22 protein-coding genes and 1 pseudogene are annotated in these 22,625 nt (G+C 65.3%); 6 read left to right on the plus strand and 17 right to left on the minus strand.

The features are described from left to right. The gene (locus RX327_RS22355) at window positions 1-1,746 is read left to right on the plus strand and encodes a flotillin family protein (RefSeq protein ID WP_050384939.1); all 1,746 of its coding nucleotides are present in this window, start codon (window positions 1-3) and stop codon (window positions 1,744-1,746) included. A gap of 195 nt (window positions 1,747-1,941) precedes the next feature. Beyond that, a complete protein-coding gene (locus RX327_RS22360; protein WP_317247137.1) occupies window positions 1,942-3,183 on the plus strand; it encodes an MFS transporter in 1,242 nt (413 codons plus the stop codon). Here the strand turns inward: RX327_RS22360 and RX327_RS22365 are convergent, their stop codons facing one another. Continuing rightward, window positions 3,184-4,440: an adenylate/guanylate cyclase domain-containing protein gene (locus tag RX327_RS22365; RefSeq protein WP_317247138.1), complete on the minus strand. Its 1,257-nt coding sequence runs from the start codon at window positions 4,438-4,440 to the stop codon at window positions 3,184-3,186. Between the two features lie 174 nt (window positions 4,441-4,614). Between RX327_RS22365 and RX327_RS22370 the strand changes: the two genes are divergently transcribed. Beyond that, a complete protein-coding gene (locus RX327_RS22370) occupies window positions 4,615-4,806 on the plus strand; it encodes a hypothetical protein (RefSeq protein ID WP_050384942.1) in 192 nt (63 codons plus the stop codon). Here RX327_RS22370 and RX327_RS22375 read toward each other — a convergent pair whose 3' ends face one another. Then, window positions 4,807-5,685: a DMT family transporter gene (locus tag RX327_RS22375; RefSeq protein WP_317247139.1), complete on the minus strand. Its 879-nt coding sequence runs from the start codon at window positions 5,683-5,685 to the stop codon at window positions 4,807-4,809. A gap of 79 nt (window positions 5,686-5,764) precedes the next feature. Here RX327_RS22375 and RX327_RS22380 point away from each other — a divergent pair, with 79 nt between their 5' ends. After that, complete coding sequence (locus tag RX327_RS22380; protein ID WP_050384943.1) at window positions 5,765-6,583, plus strand: helix-turn-helix domain-containing protein; 819 nt, start codon at window positions 5,765-5,767, stop codon at window positions 6,581-6,583. Here RX327_RS22380 and RX327_RS22385 read toward each other — a convergent pair. The 12 genes and pseudogenes from RX327_RS22385 to rpoZ all read right to left on the minus strand — a co-directional run bounded on the left by RX327_RS22385 (window position 6,574) and on the right by rpoZ (window position 19,185). Further along, window positions 6,574-7,377, minus strand: a complete 804-nt coding sequence (locus RX327_RS22385) for an N-acyl homoserine lactonase family protein (protein WP_050384963.1) — start codon at window positions 7,375-7,377, stop codon at window positions 6,574-6,576. The two genes, RX327_RS22380 and RX327_RS22385, sit on opposite strands and share 10 nt — an antisense overlap. A gap of 147 nt (window positions 7,378-7,524) precedes the next feature. Then, the gene (locus RX327_RS22390) at window positions 7,525-8,469 is read right to left on the minus strand and encodes a cation diffusion facilitator family transporter (protein WP_050384944.1); all 945 of its coding nucleotides are present in this window, start codon (window positions 8,467-8,469) and stop codon (window positions 7,525-7,527) included. 174 nt (window positions 8,470-8,643) lie between these two features. Next, complete coding sequence (parC, locus tag RX327_RS22395) at window positions 8,644-10,899, minus strand: DNA topoisomerase IV subunit A (protein ID WP_317247140.1); 2,256 nt, start codon at window positions 10,897-10,899, stop codon at window positions 8,644-8,646. Window positions 10,900-10,971: 72 nt separating this feature from the next. Next, window positions 10,972-11,721 (minus strand): DNA repair protein RecO, encoded by a 750-nt coding sequence (recO, locus tag RX327_RS22400; RefSeq protein ID WP_317247141.1) that lies wholly within the window; start codon window positions 11,719-11,721, stop codon window positions 10,972-10,974. Between the two features lie 56 nt (window positions 11,722-11,777). Next, window positions 11,778-12,158 (minus strand): hypothetical protein, encoded by a 381-nt coding sequence (locus RX327_RS22405; RefSeq protein WP_317247142.1) that lies wholly within the window; start codon window positions 12,156-12,158, stop codon window positions 11,778-11,780. 14 nt (window positions 12,159-12,172) lie between these two features. Next, window positions 12,173-13,096 carry a GTPase Era gene (gene era, locus RX327_RS22410; protein WP_317247143.1) on the minus strand — a complete coding sequence of 308 codons (924 nt, stop codon included), beginning with the start codon at window positions 13,094-13,096 and terminating at the stop codon, window positions 12,173-12,175. Further along, a complete protein-coding gene (gene rnc, locus RX327_RS22415) occupies window positions 13,089-13,910 on the minus strand; it encodes a ribonuclease III (protein WP_317247144.1) in 822 nt (273 codons plus the stop codon). The genes era and rnc overlap by 8 nt, the downstream gene beginning before the upstream one ends. After that, window positions 13,907-14,668 carry a signal peptidase I gene (gene lepB / locus RX327_RS22420; RefSeq protein WP_317247145.1) on the minus strand — a complete coding sequence of 254 codons (762 nt, stop codon included), beginning with the start codon at window positions 14,666-14,668 and terminating at the stop codon, window positions 13,907-13,909. Before lepB ends, rnc begins: the two co-directional genes overlap by 4 nt. A gap of 283 nt (window positions 14,669-14,951) precedes the next feature. Beyond that, window positions 14,952-15,368: a holo-ACP synthase gene (gene acpS, locus RX327_RS22425; protein WP_317247146.1), complete on the minus strand. Its 417-nt coding sequence runs from the start codon at window positions 15,366-15,368 to the stop codon at window positions 14,952-14,954. Continuing rightward, window positions 15,365-16,134: pseudogene (locus RX327_RS22430) on the minus strand (pyridoxine 5'-phosphate synthase). Before RX327_RS22430 ends, acpS begins: the two are co-directional and overlap by 4 nt. Before the next feature lie 156 nt (window positions 16,135-16,290). Next, window positions 16,291-18,582, minus strand: coding sequence for a bifunctional (p)ppGpp synthetase/guanosine-3',5'-bis(diphosphate) 3'-pyrophosphohydrolase (locus tag RX327_RS22435; protein ID WP_317247147.1), 2,292 nt, complete (start codon window positions 18,580-18,582; stop codon window positions 16,291-16,293). 210 nt (window positions 18,583-18,792) lie between these two features. Continuing rightward, complete coding sequence (rpoZ, locus tag RX327_RS22440) at window positions 18,793-19,185, minus strand: DNA-directed RNA polymerase subunit omega (RefSeq protein ID WP_016844003.1); 393 nt, start codon at window positions 19,183-19,185, stop codon at window positions 18,793-18,795. Between the two features lie 361 nt (window positions 19,186-19,546). Between rpoZ and RX327_RS22445 the strand changes: the two genes are divergently transcribed. Together RX327_RS22445 and RX327_RS22450 are read left to right on the plus strand one after the other, a co-directional pair. Then, a complete protein-coding gene (locus RX327_RS22445) occupies window positions 19,547-20,179 on the plus strand; it encodes an NYN domain-containing protein (RefSeq protein ID WP_317247148.1) in 633 nt (210 codons plus the stop codon). Next, the gene (locus RX327_RS22450; protein ID WP_317247149.1) at window positions 20,160-20,819 is read left to right on the plus strand and encodes a uracil-DNA glycosylase; all 660 of its coding nucleotides are present in this window, start codon (window positions 20,160-20,162) and stop codon (window positions 20,817-20,819) included. Before RX327_RS22445 ends, RX327_RS22450 begins: the two co-directional genes overlap by 20 nt. A 215-nt stretch (window positions 20,820-21,034) precedes the next feature. On the opposite strand, the gene RX327_RS22455 is transcribed toward RX327_RS22450, so the two are convergent. From RX327_RS22455 to mscL, 3 genes are all read right to left on the minus strand, one after another. Continuing rightward, the gene (locus RX327_RS22455; protein ID WP_317247150.1) at window positions 21,035-21,616 is read right to left on the minus strand and encodes a peroxiredoxin; all 582 of its coding nucleotides are present in this window, start codon (window positions 21,614-21,616) and stop codon (window positions 21,035-21,037) included. A gap of 76 nt (window positions 21,617-21,692) precedes the next feature. Then, the gene (gene smpB, locus RX327_RS22460) at window positions 21,693-22,166 is read right to left on the minus strand and encodes an SsrA-binding protein SmpB (protein WP_024341117.1); all 474 of its coding nucleotides are present in this window, start codon (window positions 22,164-22,166) and stop codon (window positions 21,693-21,695) included. Between the two features lies 1 nt (window position 22,167). After that, a complete protein-coding gene (gene mscL / locus RX327_RS22465; protein WP_317251305.1) occupies window positions 22,168-22,584 on the minus strand; it encodes a large conductance mechanosensitive channel protein MscL in 417 nt (138 codons plus the stop codon). Between the last annotated feature and the right edge of the window lie 41 nt (window positions 22,585-22,625).

Below are 22,625 nucleotides of genomic sequence, written 5' to 3' on the forward strand. Positions count from 1 at the left end.
ATGTGGGAACTTGCTGTACCCGTTGTTATTGGCGTCATCGTCATCCTCGTCATCGGTCTCCTGTTCGCAAAGCTCTACAAGCGCTCGACGCGCGACGAGGCCTATGTACGCACCGGCCTCGGCGGCCAGAAGGTGGTGCTCGACGGCGGCTCGCTCGTGCTGCCGATCTTCCACTCCACCGCGGCGGTGAACCTGAAAACGCTGCGGCTCGAGGTCGCGCGCGGCGGCCCGGACTCGCTGATCACCAAGGACCGCATGCGCGTCGACATCGGCGCCGAGTTCTATCTGCGCGTCAAACCCGACTCGTCGTCGATCGCGCTCGCGGCGCAGACGCTCGGCAACCGCACCAATGACGCCGCCGAGCTGCGCGAACTGGTCGAGGCCAAGTTCGTCGACGGCCTGCGCTCGGTCGCCGCGACCATGAACCTCGAGGAATTGCAGGAGCAGCGCGCGACCTTCGTCAAGGCGGTGCAGGACGCCGTCGGCGCCGACATCCAGAACAACGGTCTCGAGCTTGAATCAGTGTCGCTGACAAAGCTCGACCAGAGCGACATCAAGCACTTCAACCCGAGCAATTTCTTCGATGCGCACGGCCTGACCACGCTGACCAAGATCACCAAGGAGCGTGAGCAGGAGCGCAACCAGATCGTCCGTACCACCGAGGTCAACATCGCCCAGCAGGACCTGGTGGCGCGGCAGACCACGCTGACGATCGAAAGCACCAAGCGCGAGGCCGAGCTCGCCCAGCAGCGCGACATCGCCAACAAGACCGCCGCGATGCGCGCGCAGACGGCGCAGGTCGAACAGACCGCGCTGCAAAACGAGGCCGAATACCGCATCCAGCAGGAGCTCGCGGTCGCCAACAAGCAGACCGAGGCCAACCAGGCCCGCGACACCCGCAAGATCGAGGCCGATCTCGCGGTCAAGCGCCGCAACACCGAGATGGAGCGCGACCTTCAGATCGTGGCGCAGGAAAGCGCCATCGCGGTCGCGGCCAAGAGCAAGGAGCAGTCGGAGGCCCAGACCATCGCCGAGACCGCGCGCGCCGTCGCGATCGCCGCCGAGGAAAAGGTCACCACCGCCCGCGCCACCGAGATCGCCGAGCGCGACAAGATCATCAACGTGATCGCGGCGCGCAAGGCGGCCGAGACCGACGCGATGCCGATCACTGTCATGGCCGAGGCCGAACGCCAGGCCGCCGCCAACAAGGCGGAAGCCACCAACGTGCTCGCCAAGGCCGATGCGGCCGCCGCCACCACCCGCGCTGCCGGCGTCAAGGCGCTCGGCCAGGCCGAAGCCGAGGTCGCGACCATGAAGGCGGAGGCGCGCAACAGGCTGAGCGCCGACATGATCGCCTACGATCTCAACCTCGCGCGGATCAACGTGATCCCGAGCGCGCTCGCCGAGGCGGTGAAGCCGATCGAGAAGATTTCCGACATCCGGATCTTCGACACCGGCAGCATGCTCGGCCGCGGCGGCGCCAACGGCCATGCCAACGGCAATGGCGGTCTCGGGCTCGGCGACGGCCTCGCCGCGCAATTGCTGTCGGTCTCGGCGTTCAAGCCGATGATCGACAAGATCCTCTCGGAGGCGGGCTTCCCCGCAGGGCCCGACGCCATGACCAACCTATTGAGTGCGCTGCGTGCCACTCAAGCAGAAGTGCCGGCCCCGTCCGTCGACAGTCCGGCAACGCCGCCGACCACCATATCGGGATCCGGCCACGCGACGCTTGGCCCGAGGTCGTAGCACAGCGCAGGCGCGATCACGGGCCAACTCGCTTGCGATCCCAATCCTCGATAGCATAGTCAGGTTGTGAACATCGCATCGGCAAGGCCCGCCCTCCCCGGCGGGCCTTTTGCTTGGCGTTGTCGGGAAACGGGTGGGATCGGACGCCCGCCAACCACACACTATGGCCAGATCGAATCTCCCAAGGGTTTTGCCATGTCCGCCGATACGCCTCGCCTGCCGGCCACCTTCAATCGCCTGGCCTGGTCCAATCTCGCCGCGCAATCGGCCGAACAGATTGCGCTTGCGGCTGCGCCGATCGTCGCCGTGCTGCTGCTCGGCGTCGGCGAAGGCCAGACTGGCCTGTTGCAGACCGCGCTGACGCTACCCTTCATCCTGTTTGCGATCCCCGCCGGCCTCTTGGCCGACCGCGTGTCGCGGCGCTGGGTGATGGCGGGCTCCGAAGCGCTGCGCGCGGCCGCGCTTGCCGCGATCCTGCTGTTGCTGTGGCTCAGCCTGATGACGCTGCCGCTGCTCGCTTTGCTCGGCTTCATCGCGGTCTGCGGCACGGTTGCCTATAGCGTCGCTGCGCCGGCGTTGGTCCCCTCGCTGGTGACGTCACAGCAATTGCCGGCGGCGAACGCCCGCATCGAGCTCGCGCGTACCGTCGCGTTCGCCAGCGGCCCCGCGCTCGGCGGCGTGCTGGTCGGCTGGGTCGGGGCTGCGCCCGCATTCGGCTTCGCCGCGGCATTGTCGGCGATCGCGGTCGTGCTGCTCTCCGGCATCTACGAGCCCGCGCGCGGGCCGGCGCCGCGGCGCCATCCGCTCCAGGAGATCCGCGAAGGCGCGGCCTTCGTGTTCCACCATCCGCTGCTGCGGCCGGTATTCATCACCCAGTTCATCTTCAACACCGGCTGGTTCCTGCAGATCGCCGTGTTCGTGCCCTATGCCGTGCGCCATCTCGGGCTCAGCGCGACCGGTGTCGGCGCCACGCTTGCGATGTACGGCGTCGGCATGGTGGTCGGTGCGCTGTTCGCGACCCGCGTGATGAAGCGGCTGGCGTTCGGCACCGTGATCGGGCTCGGCCCGGTTACCGGCTTCGTCGCCGCAGCCGTGATGGCGCTGACGACCTGGATTGCGACGCCGCTGCTCGCCGGCCTCAGCTTCTTCCTGCTCGGCGTCGGTCCGATCCTGTGGGTGATCTCGACCACGACGCTGCGCCAGTCGGTGACGCCGCCGCGCCTCCTGGGACGCGTCTCCGCCATCAACATCATGAGCTATGGCGCCCGTCCGCTCGGCTCGGCGCTGGGCGCGATCGTCGGCGGCCTCTACGGCGCTGAAGCCTGCCTCTATCTCGCGGCCGCGATCTTCGCCGCCCAGGCGCTGGTGATCCTGATGTCGCCCGCAGTGTCGTTGACGCGGCAGCCCGACATGGTCGGCGAACCCGCGCGCTGCTGATCAGCTCGCCAGGTACCGCTCGTATTTGCCGCCGACGACCTCGTCGGCGGCAATCGCCGGGTCCAGCGTGTAGAGATCCTGCGCATGGCCGATGCCGCGCAGCACGAAGCGACCGGTGGAGACCAGATAGTTGCGGCCGGCGGCGTCGAGCCCGGTGCGAAAGTCCGTCGAAGTCAGCAGCTCGCGGTCGACCGAGCGGCTCATCGAGGCGATGCGGCTGACCTCGTTGACGGTCGGGCCGACCACGGTGAAATCGAGCCGGTCCTCGCTGCCGATATTGCCGTAAAAGACCTCGCCGACATGCAGGCCGACATAGGCCGACGTGGTCGGACGGCCCTCGTTCTCGCGGCGATCGTTCAGCACGCGGATGTTATGTCGGAATCTGTGCTCGGCCCGCAGCGCGGCCCGCTTCGCGCCTGCGACGTTCTCGCCGGTGAACATCGCAAGCACGCCGTCGCCGATCAGCTTCAGCACGTCGCCGCCGGCGTGATGGATCGCGTCGATCACCGTCTGCGCATAGTCGTTGAGGAACGGAATGATCTCGTCGGGGCCGATGCTCTCGCTGATCCCGGTCGAGCCGCGCAAATCCGAATACCACAGCACCGCGTTGATCTTCTCGGTGATGCCGCGCTGCATGCGTCCGCGCAGCACCTGCTCCGCGGTGTCGCGGCCGAGATAGACCCGTCCGAGCGTGCGGGCGATCTCGACCTGGGCGGCCGACTTGATCGCGAGCCCTAGCACCGGCACCAGGTCGCGCAGCGCCGCCATGTGGTTCTCGTCGAACCCGTCCGAATGGCGGGTGGTGTAGTAGGAGTAGAAGCAGTCCATCTCGCCGATCGTGCCGGCCTCGCCGAAGCGATGCACGAAGGCGGCGAAATGCTTGTGGCCCTTTTCGGCCAGCTCGCCGATCATCGAGAAATCGTGCGAGGTGTCGGCGAGATCGATCACTATCTCGTCATGGCCGTTTTCGAGCATGTGATAGAAGGCCGACCGCCGCCAGGTCTGGCTGGCCTCCCCGGTGCTGGTCGAGCCGTACTCGAAGATGTCGGCCTCGTTGCTCTCGCCGTCGTTCCAGCGGAAACCGCGTCCCTCGAAGATCGGATGCAGCGTATCGATGAAGACGATCGCCCGCGACAGCGGCATGCCCGCGGCTCGGCAGCGCTCGCAGAAACCGCGCAGCAGGTCGTTTTCCGGCAGGCCCGTCAGACCCTGGCGGACCAGCCAATTCATGAGGCGCAAACGGGGCGTCAGTTCCATAAGCTGGATTATGCCGGGCAATTGGTGCGGGAGGAAGGGCTGGTCGTCGCGTGACAGATGCGAATGCCAATGCGGCATTGCAAGGCCGCCCGCCTCACCATTTCGCGCGGAACACGGTCGCCGAATGGCGCCGATTCCACTTCCTTTTGTCCACCCCTTCGCGCACAACAGCGCATGGACAACGACGCTGGCCCGCCAAATCCGATCCGACGCCTCATGCAATGGGCGATCACCCCGCCGCAATCCTATGGGGTCTACCTTGCCGGCCTCATCCTGGTGTTCGTCCTGTCGTTCTACGCCGGCACGCTGAAGCCGACGCACTCGCCTGCCCCATCGGCGACCACGCCGGCCGCCCCGCGCAGCTGATCAGACCGATTTGGTTTCCGACGTCGCGATCCAGATCCCTGCGAAGACCGCGATCAGGCCGACGACCAGATTGGTCGTGATCGGCTCGCCGACCAGTTGCTTCGCAAGCAGCCCGGCGGCGATCGGATTGACCGTCATCGTATTGGCGACCCGGGTCGGCGTCGCCCGCGCCAGCGCCATGACCCAGAGGATGAAGGCGAGCGCGCCGCCGCCAATGCCCAGATAGACCCCCGCGATCCATTGCGACGCGCCGAACTCGCGCAGCGTCGCCAGGCTGCCGGTGAACGATCCCACCGCCACCAGCGCCGCCGCGCCCGCGCCCATGCCGACGGTGAGAAAGCCGAGCGCGCTGGAGCGCTGCATCAGCGGACGCGACAACACGTTGTAGAACGCCATGCAGAACACGGCGCCGGTCATGATCAACTCGCCGCGCCAGGCGCCCACTGGCGCCGCCGCCAGCCCGGATGCCAGCGCCGCCGCCACGCCGAGCACCGCGATCGAGACCCCGATCGATTTGCGCATCGTCAGCGGCTCGATGCCGAGCATGGCGCCGACCACCATGGTGGAGAGCGGCAAGGTCGCGAGCGCCAGGCTGGCGCGTGCCGCCGTCGTGTAGGACATCGCGAGATTATAGAGCACGAAGAACACGCCGAAGAAGGCGACGCCAAGCGCCGCGACCGCCGGCAAATCCGCGCGCCGCGGCCATTTCGCCCCGAGCAGGACCGCGGCGGGCAGCACGCAGAGAAAGCCGATCGCCCAGCGCAGGATCGCCAGTGTGATCGGGTCGGCATTGCCCGCCAGGTAACGGGTGATCGCCGCGGCGGTGCCGCCGAGGCAGCTCGAGACCAGTGCAATCGCAACGCCGATCCACTCGCCCATCCCGATCCCCATGCGTTTTCGGTTCGCTTGTGGCATCTTGCCCGGCGAGATCATTCCGGCAACTACTTCACAGGTACTCATGTCGCAGCAGCGCGATTTTGCAGCCAGCCTGCGCTGGTGGCGGCAGCGTAAGGGGCACTCGCAACTCGAGCTCGCCGGGCGCGCGGATATCTCGCAGCGCCATCTCAGCTTTCTCGAGCTCGGCCGCGCCGCGCCGAGCCGCGACATGGTGATCCGGATTGCCGCGGCGCTCGACGTGCCGTTGCGCCAGCAGAATGCGCTCTTGGTCGCGGCCGGCTTCGCGCCGGTCTGGCGGCAAACCGACCTCGCCGCGCCGGAGCTCGCCCAGATCCGCTACGCGCTCGATTTCATATTGGCACAGCAGGAGCCCTTCCCGGCGGTCGTGGTCGACCGGCACTGGAACCTGCTGCTCGCCAATTCGGGCGCGGGGCAGCTGGTGGAATTCCTGGTCGGGCCGCTGGTATCAGGCACGGCGGTCAATCTCGCCGACGCACTGGTCGCGCCCGGCGTGTTGCGCCCCTATCTCACCAACTGGACCGAGGTTGCCGGCTACTTCGTCCGCAGCGTCGAGGCCGATGCGGCCGCCGACGGCACCACCGCGACGGCGGATTTGCTCAAGCGCCTGCTGGCCTATGACGGTGTCGAGGCCGCGTTGGCCGCACCGGCAGGGCCCGCATCCGGGCCGGTGCTGCCGATGCTGTTTCGCAAGGGCGACCTCAGCCTGCAATTGTTCACCACCATCGCGACGCTGGGGACGCCCCAGGACGTCACGCTGCAGGAGCTGCGCATCGAAAGCTTCTTTCCGATGGACGAGGAGACCGCGCAGATTTTTCGAAACTGGTCGAAAGTGAACGCCGCCAAGGCGGCTCAATCATAGAAGTCCGGCGACAGCTTCAGCCCGTCGCGCTGCGCCTTGTCGTGGTTGATCCAGAGCTGCGCCTTCTCTTTCGTCAGCGTATCGGCGATCTTCTGCATCGAGGCCAGGGTCTGCTCCTTGCTGGCGTTCATGCTCGGCGCGCGCCGATTGTCCCAATTATCCCTGAAGTGAACGGCATCGCCGGTCAGCACGATCGCACCGGTCTTCGGCAGTTTCACCAGCAGCGACTGGTGGCCGGGCGTGTGGCCCGGCGTCGACAGGATGGTGACGCTGCCGTCGCCGAACACGTCGCGGTCGCCTTCGAGCTTCGTCACGGGATGCTCGGGCTTGAAGCGCGGCGCGTTGTTGGCGCCCGGCCATTCATATTCCGCCTTCTGCACATACAGCATCGCGGCCGGGAACAGCTCGACATTGCCGATGTGATCGGGATGGGTGTGCGACACGGCGATCGCCTTGATGTCCGTCGGCTTGACGCCGAGCTGGTCGAGCTGCGCGGCGAGCGTCTTCGGCCGCCGCCAGGTGACCGCCTTGGGGTCGGCCGGCGCAAGGCCGTTCGGCATCGCCGCCACCGCGTCGGGAATCCCGGTGTCCCACAGGAACCAGCCCTGGGCATGCTTGATCAGGTAGCAATTGTCGACGAAGTCCATCGACTTGCCTTCATTGACGCCGGGCGACCAGCGTGAAATGTCGCCTGCAACGCCTTCACCGCAGTTGAGGATGTAGAGCTTCTCGACGCCTGATTTCGCCGGCTCGGCGTCCGCATGCGGCAGCGCGCCTACGGCGAAGAACAACATTGCAAGACCGATTGCCTTCTTCACGTCGCCCTCCGTTGATCACGCCAGCCATTCGCGGTCGCAATGTGCCGTGTCGTCGCCGCCCGTGGAAGACGTGGACATGGGTCGAGCGATCAATTGAATGCGAGTGCGTGGCGGCTGCGTCGGCTAGACCATTTCCGCCGGCGCCAGCCTGCAGGTCTCGCTGCTGATCTCGACCTGCAGCGTCGCGTGGTGGATGCTGAACCGCTCCGAGAGCTCGGCGCAGACGTGATGCAGGAAGACATCGTCGTGTCCGCCGGGCCGCACCAGATGCGCGGTCAGCGCGGTCTCGCTGGTGCTCATCGCCCAGATGTGCAGGTCGTGGACCTCGGTGACGCCTTCGAGCGCGGCGAGATAGTCCCTCACCTGCTTGAGATCAATCCCCTTCGGCACTGCGTCGAGCGCGAGGTTGACGCTGTCGCGGGCGAGCTCCCAGCCGCTCAGCAGCACCACCACCGCGATGACCAGGCTGATCGCCGGATCGAGCCACTGCCAGCCAGTCGCCATGATCAGCAGTGCGGCGATCACGACGCCGAGCGAGACGCCGGCATCCGCCGCCATGTGCAGATAGGCGCCGCGGACATTGAGGTCGCTGTCGCGGCCGCGCATGAACAGCAGCGCGGTGCCGCCATTGATCAGGATGCCGAGCGCCGCGACCCAGACCACGGTCCAGCTTGCGACCTCCGCCGGTTCGCGCAAACGGTTGATGGCCTCGACCGCGATGCCGCCGACCGCGATCAGGAGCAACCCGGCATTGAACAGCGCCGCCAGGATCGAGGCGCGACGGTAGCCATAGGTGTGGGTATCGGTCGGCCGCCTGCCGGCGAGCCATGCCCCGCCCCAGGCCAGCAGCAGCGCGATGACGTCGGAGAGATTGTGAACCGCGTCGGAGACCAGCGCCAGCGAGTTGGCGGAATAGCCGAAGATCAGCTCCGCGACGACGAAAGCGGAGTTCAGCGACGCGCCGACCGCAAAGGCCGTGCCGAAACTGTCGGGCGCGTGGCTGTGCCCGGCATGGGAATGCCCGGCATGTCCGTGAGAATGACCGCTGTGGCCGTGATTGTGCGCCATGGCAACCGTCGCCCGATGTCGTCGGCGACGGTTATAGCGCGGTGAAATGTGGATACTATCACACCGCGCACTGAGCCCCCCGTAGCCCGGATGGAGCGCAGCGCAATCCGGGATCACTGGTGATCCGGCGCGAAATCCCGGATTTCGCTTCGCTTCATCCGGGCTACCGCACGACTACTCCACGCCGCGATTGAACTTGTTCGACTTCGGCAGGCCGTGGGCGAGCCGGCCGGCGTCGGCGCGGTTGCCGCGCCAGTCGGCCAGTTCCTTCATGGTCATGCTGTGCTCGCGACCGGCGGAGTCCTTCCAGGTCAGGCCGGCCTTGGCGTCGAACACGGCAACGTCAGACAGCGACGCGCTGGTGTATTTCTGCAACCGCACGCCGCGGCCGCGCGCCATCTCCGGCACCTGGTCGAGGCCGAACAGCACCATCTTGTGGTTGGTGCCGATCACCGCAACGGTGTCGCCATTCACAGTGGTGATCGCGCGGGCCTCGTTCGGCATCTCGACGTTGAGCACCTGCTTGCCCTTGCGGGTGTTGCCGACGCAGTCCTCTTCCTTGACGACGAAGCCCTGGCCCTCGTGGCTCGCGACCAGGAATTTGCGTCCGCCCTTGTGGACGAACAGCGCGACGGGCGCGGCTTCCTGCTCCATGTCGATGAACAGGCGGATCGGCTCGCCATGACCGCGGCCGCCCGGCAGCTTCGCGACGTCGAGCGAGTAGAACTTGCCGTTGGTCGCGAACAGCAGCAGCTTCGAGGTCGTCTCCGCGAAGAACGCGAAGCCGAGCTTGTCGTCCTGCTTGAAGGCCAGGCCCGAGAGATCCTCGACATGGCCCTTCATGGTCCGCACCCAACCCTTCTCCGATATCACGACGGTGCAGGGCTCGCGCTCGACGAAGGCCTCCTCGATCGCGGCGAGATCGTGCTCGGGCGCGTCGGCAAAGGTGGTGCGGCGCTTGCCGAGCGGCGTCTTCGGTCCGAACATGTCGCGGACCTTGCCGACCTGCTCGCTGACCTTCTTCCACTGTTCAGGCTCGGAGGTCAGCAGGGCCTCGATGCCCTTCAGCTCCTTCCGCAGATCCTTGTCCTCGGTGCGGATCTCCATCTCCTCGAGCTTGCGCAGATTGCGCAGCCGCATGTTGAGGATGGAGTCGGCCTGCAACTCGGTGAGCTTGAACGCCTTGATCAAGGCCGGCTTCGGCTCGTCCTCGGCGCGGATGATCCGGATCACCTCGTCGATGTTGAGATAGGCGATGAGGTGGCCGCCCAGCACTTCCAGGCGGTGCTCGATCTGGGTCTTGCGGAATTTGGTCCGCCGGACGAGCACGTCGCGGAGATGGTCGAGCCATTCGCGCAGGGCTTCGGCCAGGCCGACCACCTTGGGGACGCGCCCCTTGATCAGCACGTTGAGGTTCAGCGGAATCTTGTTCTCGAGCTCGGTCAGCCGGAACAGCGATTCCATCATCAGCGCGGGATCGACGTTCTTGGACTTTGGCTCGATCACGATGCGGACGTCTTCGGCCGACTCGTCCCTGATGTCGCCGACCAGCGGCAGCTTCTTCTGGTCGAGCAGCTCGGCGACCTTCTCGATCAGGCGCGACTTCTGCACCAGGAAGGGAATCTCGGTGACGACGACGACCCAGCTGCCGCGGGCGCCCTCTTCCTGGATCCAGCGCGAACGGGTGCGGAACGAGCCGCGGCCCGTTGCATAGGCCTCCGCGATGGCCTGCTTGGAATCGACGCAGATGCCGCCGGTCGGGAAATCCGGACCCTTGACCCACTTCAGCAGCGCCTTGGATTTCGCGTCGGGCTTCTCGATCAGATGCAGCGCGGCATCGCAAAGCTCGGCGGCGTTGTGCGGCGGGATCGAGGTCGCCATGCCGACCGCGATGCCCTGCGCGCCGTTGGCGAGCAGGTTCGGGAAGCCGCCGGGCAGCACGACGGGCTCTTTCGACTGGCCGTCGTAATTGGCGCGGAACTCGACGCCGTCCTCGTCGATGCCATCGAGCAGAAGCCGCGCGACGTCGGTCATGCGCGCTTCGGTATAGCGGTAGGCGGCGGGGTTATCGCCGTCGATATTGCCGAAATTGCCCTGGCCGTCGACCAGCGGATAGCGCGAGGAGAAATCCTGCGCGAGACGCACCATGGCGTCGTAGATCGCTTGGTCGCCATGCGGATGGAACGAGCCCATCACGTCGCCGACGATTTTCGCCGACTTCTTGAAGGCCGTGCCGGGGTCGAGACGGAGCAGGCGCATGCCGTAGAGGATGCGCCGGTGCACCGGCTTCAGGCCGTCGCGTGCATCCGGCAGCGCGCGGTGCATGATGGTGGAGAGCGCGTAGGCGAGATAGCGCTCTTCCAGCGCCTCGCGCAGCGGCACCTCGTGGATTTCGGCCGGTTCTTCCGGCGGTATCTGTCGTTTTCCCATGGGGAGGCGTTAAACCTTGGCGCTGAATCGGGCAAGCCGCGAATCAGCGGGAATTTAAGGCCCGAATCGGCCTTACGGAACTGCGCTCCGGCCCCGCCGCCTCGTCACGGCATTGATAAATCCGTCGCGGGCATCGGAATGGCCCTGCCCGCGCGGCTCCAGCACGTGACGGAGCAGGAACAGGCCGGTGAGCCGGAAGCCGTCGAGCAGGTCCTGGTCCGACCAGCTGTTGGCGCCGCCCTCGCCTTCACGCAGGAACGCCGGCAGCGGCAACAGCCGGTCGCGCCACGGCTCGCCGGCGGCGCGTGACACCGCACCGCCGGATTTCGGCGAGACGTAGATCAGGTCCGTGGTCTCGCCGGTCACCGCGCAATTGTCCAGCGCCAGGCCGAAACCCAGCTCCGCGAGCATCGCCAGCTCGAAATGGATCAGGTGCACGGCGGCAACTCCGGCGTCCTCGAAATCGTCGAGCGTCCCCTGCAGCATCCAGTAGATGTCCTCATGCGGATCGCGCTCCGGCAGCAGCCGGGCCAGCGCCGCCAGATGCGTGACGCCATAGACCGCATGCGACGAGCCGAGCAGCGTCGCCGCCCGCAGCCGCGTGCCCTCCAGCGCATACATACCGAGATGCTCGTCGAGCCGCGCCCGCCACACTGCGCTGACGCTGTTGCCGGGCTGCAGGAGGGGCCGCATCCGCGAGCCGGCGCCGCCGCGGACGAGGCCGAGATGCCGGCCATGGGCGCGCGTCAAGAGCTCGACGATGGCGCTGCTCTCGCCATGCCGCCGCACCCCCAGCACGATACCCTCGTCGGTCCATTCCATGTGCGGAGTTTAGCAGGATTCCGCGGATGAACGCAGCTTTCCTCGCGCGTCACTCGCTAGGCGTTGAACCAGCCCTGCGCGTCGCCGGTGAAGGAATAATACAGCCCGGCCGTGGTCAGGATGCATGACACCACCTCGATGGCGCTGTCGATCTCCATGCCCCTTGCGCCGATGACCTGCACCAGGGACATCACCGACAGGACGAGCACCGCGAGCAGCGCCCAGCGCGGCCAGTTCTTGCGCCGATGCGCGGCCAGCCAGACGAAATAGACCAGCAGCAGGATCATGCCGCCGGCCGTCAGGGTCTCACCCATGATGACCTGCTCGGACTTCAGGACGGTCGGCGTGCGGTCCTGGAACGCCACCGACAGCGCATCCAGCGTCAGCGACAGATAGAGCAGAACCTCAAACCACAGCACATTTCTGGGCACGTTCATGCAAACGTCGACTCTTATTCCTTGGGGAATTCCAATCCCATTTCCTTGTAGCGATCGGGATCGTCACCCCAGTTCTCGCGTACCTTGACGAACAGGAACAGATGCACCGGCACGTCGAGGATCTGCATCAGTTCCTTCCGCGAATCCGCGCCGATCGACTTGATGGTTGCGCCGCCCTTGCCGAGCACGATCTTGCGCTGGCTTTCGCGCTCGACGAAGATCGTCTGCTCGATCCGGATCGACTTGTCCTTGCGGTCGGTCCAGCTGTCGGTCTCGACCGTGGACTGGTAGGGCAACTCCTGGTGCAGCTTCTGATAGATCTTTTCGCGCGTGATCTCGGCCGCGAGTTGCCGCATCGGCGCGTCCGACATCTGGTCCTCGGGATAGAGGAACGGGCCCGGCGGCACCAGCTTGGCCAGCGTCTGGCGCAAATCGGCAACGCCGTCGCCGGACAGCGCCGAAATCATGAAGGTGTGCTCGAAGCGCATGCGCTCGTTGGCGGCTTGCGCCAGCGCCAGCAGCTTCTCGCGCTGGACCAGATCGACCTTGTTGATCACCAGGATCTTCGGATGCGCGACGGTTTCGAGCTTGGCCAGGATCGCGTTGGCTTCTTCGTCGAGGCCCGTCTTGGCATCCAGCAGCACGCAGACGAGGTCGGCGTCATGCGCTCCGCTCCAGGCGGTCGAGACCATGGCGCGGTCGAGCCGGCGCTTGGGCGAGAAGATGCCGGGCGTGTCGACCAGGATCACTTGCGCGTTGTTCTCGATGACGATGCCGCGGATCAGCGCGCGCGTGGTCTGCACCTTGCGCGAGACGATCGTGACCTTGGCCCCGACCAGCGCGTTGACCAGCGTGGACTTGCCGACATTCGGCGCGCCGATCAGCGCAACGAAGCCGCAGCGCGTCGCGTCCCCTTGCCCTTTGGTCTCGTCAGTCATTGGTGCCGACGCCTTCACGCGCGATCATCGCGGATGCTGCCGCCTTCTCGGCCGCGCGCTTGTTGCCACCGAGACCCTCGGCGGAGGCCAGCCCCGGCAGATCGACTGCCACGCGGAACTGCGGGTCGTGATGCGGGCCGGTGCGCTCGACCTCGCGGTAAACAGGCGTCGGCAGTCCCTTCCCTTGCGCCCATTCCTGCAGCACGGTCTTGGGGTCGCGCAAGGGACGGCGCGGCTTGTGCATGCGCTCGGTCCAGTTGCGCTTGACGAATTGGCGCGCGGCCTCGTAGCCGCCGTCGAGAAAGATCGCTCCGATCACCGCTTCGCAGATATCGCCGAGCACAGACTTGCGCAGCCGGGCGCCCTCGACCGCCTTCACCAAGCCGAGCTTGATGTCGTCGACCAGACCGAGCGACTTGGCGACGTCGGCGCAGCTTTCCTTGCGCACGAGCTCGGCCAGACGCTTGGACAGCTCGCCTTCGTCGGCGTTCGGGAAGGCGTGATAGAGCATGTCGGAGACGACGAGCCCGAGCACGTGGTCGCCCAGGAATTCCAGCCGCTGATAGCTGTCGCCGCGCTTGCGGGTGGCGGGCTTCAGCGCGGAGACGTGGGTGAAGGCGGTGGTCAGCAGCGCGGGATCCTGGAACGTGTACCCGATCCGCGCCTCGGTGCCCGCGATCGCAGCCTTCTCCTCAGCGGCCTTGGCCGCCTTGCTGCGCCGCTTCTTCGGCGCGGCTGTGCTGTCGGCGGCAGGCGTCTGGCTCGGCTCGCCGGTCGGCGCTGGATCGTTGATGGCTGCGGTATCGTCGTTCATCGCACGATAGAGAATAGGCGATTCCACCGCACGGCAAGCGGCCAGCGCCAGAACATCCAGGCATGCTCGCCTTCGGCGATGGAGAAGAAGATCATCTGGGCGCGGCCGATCAGATTTTCCTGCGGCACGTAGCCGACCTGGCCGAGGAAGCGGCTGTCGGTGGAGTTGTCGCGATTGTCCCCCATCATGAAGAAGTGGCCGGGCGGCACCATGTAGACGTTGGTGTTGTCCATGTAGCCGTTGTCGGCGCAGTCCAGCGTCTCATAGGACACGCCGTTCGGCAGCGTCTCCTTCCAGCGCTTCACGCGGGCGGTCGCATCCGCCGAGCCGCAGGGATCCTCGCCGACGAAATCGCTCAGCCGCTCCCGCTTGATCGGCTCATCGTTGATGTAGAGCAGCCCGCTCTTCACCTGGACGCGGTCGCCGGGAAGGCCGATCACGCGCTTGATGTAGTCCGTGGAATCGTCCTTCGGCAGGCGGAACACGACGATGTCGCCGCGGTTCGGATCCGAGCCCCAAATTCGCCCCGAGAACAGCGGCGGCGAGAACGGAATCGAATAGTGGCTGTAGCCGTAGGAATATTTCGAGACGAACAGATAGTCGCCGACCAGCAGCGTCGCCTTCATCGAGCCTGACGGGATGTTGAAAGGCTGAAACAGGAAGGTGCGGATCACCAGCGCGATCAGGAGAGCATGAATGACGACCCGGATGGTCTCGCCCAAGCCGCTTTCAGATTTGGTCCCGGTGGTCACGCTCATTGCTTTCCCAATTCCCGTGGACTGATGTCCACGCGGTGGCAGAACGTTCTCTTCGCGCGAAGCGTTCGGCCTTCGCGTGAGGAAAATGGCCTTGATTCTGATCTTGAGGGCAAATTCCGGCCTAAACCCGGAATCAGCGTCTCGCTCGATATAACCCTGCGGCGTTTTAGACGGTTGTTCGCAGGGGCGCAATCAATCGCCGCCTCAAAACTTCGCAATTCATTGAAATATCAATGATTTTTTAGTTTGCTGAAGTTTTCCGGCAGAATCCTGCACCGCGGGCTCATCTGGCGGTGGCAACCGCCGAAATTATGACGAAGGCCTGGGCCAACGGCCAATCGTCGGTGATCGAAAGGTCGATCTGCGCCTGCATGCCCTCCGGCGTCAGGGCCTGAAGCCGGGCCAGCGCGCCGCCGGTCAGCTGCATGGTCGGCCGCCCCCCCGGCAGGTTGACCACGCCCATGTCGCGCCACCAGACGCCGCGCCTGATGCCGGTGCCGAGCGCCTTGGAGCAGGCCTCCTTGGCGGCGAAGCGCTTGGCGTAGGTCGCCACCACCATCTTCTCGTTCTTGGCGCGCCGCTCCGCCTTTGCCCGCTCGGCCGCGGTGAAGATGCGGTCGAGGAAGCGCTCGCCATGACGTTCGATCACCTTGGCCACGCGGGTGATGTCGATCAGGTCGGAGCCGATGCCGATGATCATGCCCTGACCGCACCCTGCGCCCTGGCGCGGCCGCGGTCCATCGCCGCACGCATCTCACGCACCGTCCCGGCGATGCCGACGAACAGCGCCTCGCCCATCATGAAATAGCCGATGTTCAACTCCCGGATTTCGGGCAGCGCGGAGATCGTCTCCGCCGTGGCATAGTCGAGCCCGTGCCCGGCATGGACCTCGAGCCCCGCCGCCTGGCCAGCTTCGCCCCCGCCACGATCCGCCGCCATTCGGCCTCGGCCTTGTCGGCGTGGCCGTCGACGACGGCGTCGCACCATGCGCCGGTGTGGATCTCGATCACGGGCGCGCGCAGCCGTGCGGCCATTTCGATCTGGGCGGGGTCGGCGGCGATGAACAGCGAGACCCGGATGCCGGCATCGTTCAGCCGCGCGATATAGGGCGCGAGCGCGTTGTGCTGGCCGACCACATCCAGCCCGCCTTCGGTCGTCACCTCATGGCGCCGCTCCGGAACCAGGCAGACCGCATGCGGCTTGGTGGCGAGCGAGATGCGCAACATGTCATCGGTCGCCGCCATCTCGAAATTGAGCGGCTTGGAGATCTCCGCCTTCAGCCGCGCCATGTCCTCGTCGCGGATGTGCCGGCGATCCTCGCGCAGATGCGCGGTGATGCCGTCGGCGCCGGCCTCAATCGCGGCAAGCGCCAGCCGCACCGGATCGGGCCGCGCTCCGGCCCGCGCATTGCGCAGAGTGGCGACGTGATCAACATTGATACCGAGACGCAGCGGCGGAGACGACATCAAATCACTCTCTGACAGACCAGTTGAACCATCCCCTCATCCTGAGGAGCGGCGCCTGCGCCGCGTCTCGAAGGATGTGGCCCCGTCTCGGGCCTGCATGGTTCGAGACGGCGCTGACGCGCCTCCTCACCATGAGGGCCGATGACAGGCGGAACCCTAACCATTGACGCGCTCGACCCGAGCGACGACGGCCTTGGCGCGCAACTGGGCGATGATAGCGCTGAGATGCTTGAGGTCATAGACCTCAAGGTCGATGGTCAACTCCGTGAAATCAGGCGATTGGCGCGACATGTGGATGTTGTCGATGTTGCCGTCGTGCTCGGCGATCACGGTCGCGATCTGCGCCAGCGCGCCGGGCTCGTTGACGTTCTCCACCTTGATGCGGGCCGGGAAGCGCTGCGGCGCGGAGTCCTCGATGTCCCAGCGGACGTCGAGCCAGCGCTCCGGCTCCTCCTCGAAATCCTTCAGGGCCGGCGCCTGGATCGGATAGATCGTGATGCCCTCGCCCGGCGTGACGATGCCGACGATGCGATCCCCGGGCACGGCGCCGCCGTTCGGAGCGAACTTCACCGGAAGGTCGGAATTGATGCCCCGCACCGGGATCACCGAGGTGGCGCGCGCCGGATGCGGCGGGTTCTGCGTCTTCAGCTTGGCGGCGAGGCCCTTCTTGGCGCCGTAGCGCACCAGCCGCTCCTCCTTGTAGTCCGGGTACATCGCACGCGCGACGTGCGATGCCTTGATCTCGCCGCGGCCCACCGCCGCCATGACGTCCTCGATCGAAGTCCGCGCGAGCCGCGGCAGCGCACCCTTGAGCTTGTCGTCGGCGTATTCGATCTTGGCGCGCTCGAACAGGCGCTCGACGATGCGCCGGCCGAGGCCGACATATTGATCGCGCACCGCGGTGCGCGTGGCGCGGCGGATCGCGGCACGCGCCTTGCCGGTGACTGCGAGCGTTTCCCAGGCCGACGGCGGCGCGGACTGCGCTTCCGAGGTCAGCACCTCGACCTCGTCGCCGTTCTGGAGCTCCGAGGACAACGGCGCGAACTTGCCGTTGATCTTGCAGCCCACCGCGCTGTTGCCGACGTCGGTGTGCACCGCATAGGCGAAGTCGATCACGTTGGCGTGGCGCGGCAGCGCGATCAGCTTGCCCTTCGGGGTGAAGCAGAACACCTGGTCGTGGAACAGCTCGAGCTTGGTGTGCTCGAGGAATTCCTCGGGATTGGCGCTCTCGGAGAGGATTCCGATGGTGTGGCGCAGCCAGGCGAACGCGTTGGACTCGCGCTTGAGGTATTCGGTCGGCGAGCCCACGCCTTCCTTGTAGAAGACATGTGCGGCGATGCCGCGCTCGGCGATCTGGTCCATCGCCTCGGTGCGGATCTGGAGCTCGACGCGCTGGTTGCCGGGGCCGATCACGGTGGTGTGGATCGAGCGGTAGTCGTTCTGCTTCGGCGTCGAGATGTAGTCCTTGAAGCGCCCCGGCACGACCGGCCAGGTGGTGTGGACGATCCCGAGCGCGCGATAGCAGGCCTCGATGTCGTTGACGACGAGGCGGAAGCCGAAGATGTCGGACAATTGCTCGAAGCCGACCGACTTGCGCTCCATCTTGGTCCAGATCGAGAACGGCTTCTTGCGGCGGCCGAACACCCGTGCGGTGATGCCGTTCTTCTGCAGATTGTTGGAGAGCTGGTCCTCGATCTCGCCGATCAAATTGCGATTGCGCTCGGCAAGCGCGTCGAGCCGCTGCATCACCACCGAATAGGCTTCGGGATCGAGGGTGCGGAAGGACAGATCCTCCAGCTCCTCGCGCATTTCCTGCATGCCCATGCGCCCCGCCAGCGGCGCGTAGATGTCGAGCGTCTCCTCGGCGATGCGCCGGCGCGATTCCGTCGGCACGAATTCCAGCGTGCGCATGTTGTGCAGGCGGTCGGCGAGCTTGACCAGAAGCACGCGGACATCATCAGCAATGGCCAGCAACAATTTGCGCAGGTTCTCGGCCTGCTTGGCCTCGCGTGACACCAGTTCGAGCCGCTTCAGCTTGGTCAGGCCATCGACCAGCGCGCCGATCTCCGGCCCGAAGATCTGGTCGATCTCGGCTCGCGTCGCCTCGGTGTCCTCGATCGTATCGTGCAGCAGTGCTGCCACGATGGTGGCGTCGTCGAGCTTCAGGTCGGTGAGAATGGCCGCCACTTCGAGCGGGTGCGAGAAATACGGATCGCCCGAGGCGCGGGTCTGCGAACCATGCGCCTTCATGGCGTAGACATAGGCGCGGTTCAGCAGGTCTTCGTTGGTGTTGGGATTGTAGGATCTGACGCGCTCGACGAGGTCATATTGACGCATCATGCGCGTCCGCGGCTTGGCCGGCCTCTCCGCCGTGGACGACGTCGGCGCCACCGCGACCGTTTCGGTTGCAGCCTGCATCTGGATGGAACTGCGGCGTCGATACGCCATGAACTCGCTGCCTCTCGCGCGGGACCGGAACGTCCCACCTTTCCTCAATCTAGTGCGCTTTCCAATGAAGCAGCACCCCGCGCGGGCCCTGGAACCATTCAATTTCCCGCGTCCGCATAGGACGCACCGTAACAGCAAAATTGTCAACAAAAGCAAAGGCCCGGAGCAATGTCCGGGCCTTCGGCAAATCTGTTCGAAACGACGGCGAGATTACTCGTCTTCCTCGGGCTGCTCCTCGGGAGGCGCGAGGCCTTCCAGACCCTTCAGGAGCTCCTCTTCCGTCATGCGCTCGACGGCGACTTCGGTGTCGTCCGCATCGACGCTCGCCCCTGCGGAACCGATCAGCGGCACCGTATCCGGCTCGGGCTCGTCCACCTCGACGAACTTCTGGAGCGAGTGCACCAGCTCCTCTTTCAGGTCTTCCGGCGAGATCGTCGAATCGGCAATCTCGCGCAGCGAGACGACCGGATTCTTGTCGTTGTCGCGATCAACCGTGAGTTGCGATCCCGACGAGATCATCCGGGCGCGATGCGCGGCCAACAGGACGAGGTCGAAACGATTGTCGACCTTGTCAATGCAATCTTCGACGGTGACGCGAGCCATCTCGAGGCGCTCCGTGGTAAAAGGGACCGAACATGTAGGTTATGAGGGTTAGTTATAGGGCTAGCCCCCGTTTCGCAAGGTAAAATTTGTGATTTGCCTTCCGAACAGGCTCTGATAACCCGGTCTGACGGGGGCCAGAAGGGCCGGAGCGTCTGACGACATGGCCAGGTTGCTGTCCCAGGCGAGTAAATCTCTTCATTGCAATGTCAAGGGTCTAGGCTTTTTGCCCTCGCCTCACCATAATTGCGGTGGTGACTGTCGTGGGGAAAGATTCACAGAACTTTAGGCAGCAACGCCGGAAATTGCGCGCGGTTGATCACCGCCGCGCTAAGAACACTAACAACCACGCGAGAACACTTTGATGTCGTCACCTGTTACCAACAAGATCGCGCTCTTCATCGATGGGGCCAATCTCTACGCGACCGCGAAAACTCTGGGCTTCGACATCGATTACAAGCGTCTGCTGAAGGAGTTTCAGGGCCGCGGGACATTGTTGCGGGCGTTCTATTACACCGCCATCATCGAAGACCAGGAATACTCCTCGATCCGCCCGTTGATCGACTGGCTGGATTACAACGGCTACACCGTCGTCACCAAGGCGACCAAGGAATTCATCGATGCCTCCGGCCGCCGCAAGGTCAAGGGCAACATGGACATCGAGCTTGCCGTGGACGCCATGGAGCTCGCCGAGCACATCGACCAGATGGTGCTGTTCTCGGGTGACGGCGACTTTCGCTCCCTGGTCGAGGCCGTGCAGCGCCGCGGCGTGCGGGTCACGGTGATCTCCACCATCGCCAGCCAGCCGCCGATGATCGCCGACGAGCTGCGCCGCCAGGCTGACGTCTTCACCGACCTCGTCGAGCTGCAATCCAAGCTCGGCCGCGACCCGTCCGAGCGTCCGGCCCCGCGCGAACCGCGCCACCACTCCCCGCAATTCCTGCAGCGCGCGACCACCATGGCCCCACGGGGAGCCGATGACGATTTCGACGAGTAATCTCGTCACCGCTGCCACGCGCCCCGACAGCAACTGTCCGCTCTGTCCACGGCTGGCCGAGTTCCGCGCGCAGGCGCGCGCGCGCGAGCCGGGCTGGTTCAACTCACCGGTGGAATCGTTCGGCGATCCGAATGCGCGGCTGTTGATCGTGGGCCTCGCGCCGGGAATGCAGGGCGCCAACCGCACGGGACGGCCCTTCACCGGCGATTATGCCGGCGACCTGCTCTACAGCACGCTGCTCGAATACGGCTTTGCCAGGGGGACCTATCAGGCGCGCCCCGACGACGGCCTGAAACTGGTGGACTGCCGGATCGCCAATGCCGTGCATTGCGTGCCGCCGCAGAACAAGCCGCTGCCGGTCGAGATCAACACCTGCCGCCAATTCCTCCGCGCCACCATCGCGACGATGCCGAAGCTGCGCGCGATCGTGCTGCTCGGACGAATCGCGCACGAATCGACTCTCAAGGCATTGGATGTTCGCTTGGCGGCCGCGCCCTTTGTGCACGGTGCCGTGCATAGTGCGGGCAAATTCAAGCTCTACGACAGCTATCATTGCTCGCGCTACAACACGAACACCGGCGTGCTGACGCCGGACATGTTCCGCAAGGTGTTCGCGACCGTGCGCAAGGAGCTCGGCTAGCGCCCCTTCCGGTATCCGCTTTGCGAACCGCTATCCAAAGCCTGCAAATGCTACAGGACACTCGCGCGGCTTCGGAATAATAGAAAAATATCCCTGAATTGCCCGACGTGTCAAGTTGCCTGGGCGAACGCCGGCCGCTGCCGGCTACTTTGCATGGGGTTGTTTTCAATATTCTGGCAGCGTGACCTGCGACCGCCCCACGACTTCATATTGCTCTAGTTCGTCCACGGATTGGCCTTCAGCCATTCCAGCACGTCTCCGGCGTTCCGGTCGGGCGGGAACACCGGATAGAACACGTGGCTGATGCGCGCGTCGTCGATGACCAGCGCGAGCCGCTTGATCAGGGTCAGCCCCGCCACCAACATCGTCGGCAACTTCAGCGTGTGCGTCAGTTCCAGCGCTTCGTCGGAGAGCACCGGGAACGGCAGATGCAGGCGCGAAGCCATCTCGGTCTGGTACGCGTTGCTCTGGGTCGAGAGCCCGAACACGTGTGAGGCACCCGCTGCTTTCAGCTCTGCGAACAGATCGCGAAATGCGCAGGTCTGAGGCGTGCAGCCGCGCGCCCCCGGGATCATGTCCCAATCGTCGACCAGCGCGATCTTGCCGGGCTCGCCGGTGCGGGGATAGGCGAACACCACGGTGCGGCCGCGTAGCGCCGACAGCGCGACCGACGTGTCGTCGGTGGCGCGCAGCCTGACCGGCGGGATCGTCATGCCGGTCAGATGCGCCGCGCCGCCGTCATCCGTGGGCGCCGGGATCTTGCTCCAGTCGACATCGGTAAGGCTCGATTGGCTCATGGCCCAAATCTCCATCCACCGTCATCGCGAGGAGCGATTGCGTCGCTTCGCTCGCAATGACGACAAATCAACCGCCCTACCCGCGCGCCCGCATCAGCCGGCCCTTCTCCCGGCTCCAGTCGCGCTTCTTCTCGGACTCGCGCTTGTCGTGCAGCTTCTTGCCCTTTGCAACCGCCAACTGCAATTTGGCGCGACCACGCTCGTTGAAATAGAGCTTGAGCGGGATCAGCGTCATGCCCTCGCGGTCGACCGCGCCCATCAGCTTGTTGATCTGCCGGCGGTGGAGAAGCAGTTTGCGCGGCCGCTTGGGCTCGTGATTGAACCGGTTGCCCTGGAGATACTCGGGAATGGTGGCGTTGATCAGCCAGATCTCGCCGTTCTTGGAATCGGCATAGGATTCCGCGATCGTGCTCTTGCCGTTGCGGATCGACTTGACCTCGGTCCCCGTCAGCGCAATCCCCGCCTCGATCGTGTCTTCGATCGCATAGTTGAAGCGGGCCTTGCGATTTTCCGCCATGACCTTGATCGGACGTTCGTTCTTATCGGCCACTTTAGCTCTTCTTGAGGAGGTCGCGGATTTCCGTCAGCAGCACGACCTCGGCGGACGGCTTCGGCGGCTCGGCAGGCTTGACCTCTTCCTTGCGCTTGAACTGGTTCATGGCGCGGATGACGATGAACAGCACGAAGGCGACGATCAGGAAGTTGAGCGTCAGCGTCAGGAAGTTTCCCCAGGCCAGCACCGCGCCCTGCTTCTTGGCGTCGGCGAGGTTGGTTGCGGTGACGGCCTTGGAAAGCCCGGTGAAGTAGTTCGAGAAGTCGAGCCCGCCGGTAACCGCGCCGATGATCGGCATGATCACGTCGCCGACCAGCGAGTTGACGATGGCGCCGAACGCCGCGCCGATGATGACGCCGACCGCGAGATCGACGACGTTGCCCTTCATGGCAAACTCGCGGAACTCCTTCAGCATTCCCATCCCCTTCTGCTCGACATTGCGCACGGCACCGTTCA

Source organism: Bradyrhizobium sp. BEA-2-5 (assembly GCF_032918025.1).
Taxonomy (GTDB): domain Bacteria; phylum Pseudomonadota; class Alphaproteobacteria; order Rhizobiales; family Xanthobacteraceae; genus Bradyrhizobium; species Bradyrhizobium pachyrhizi.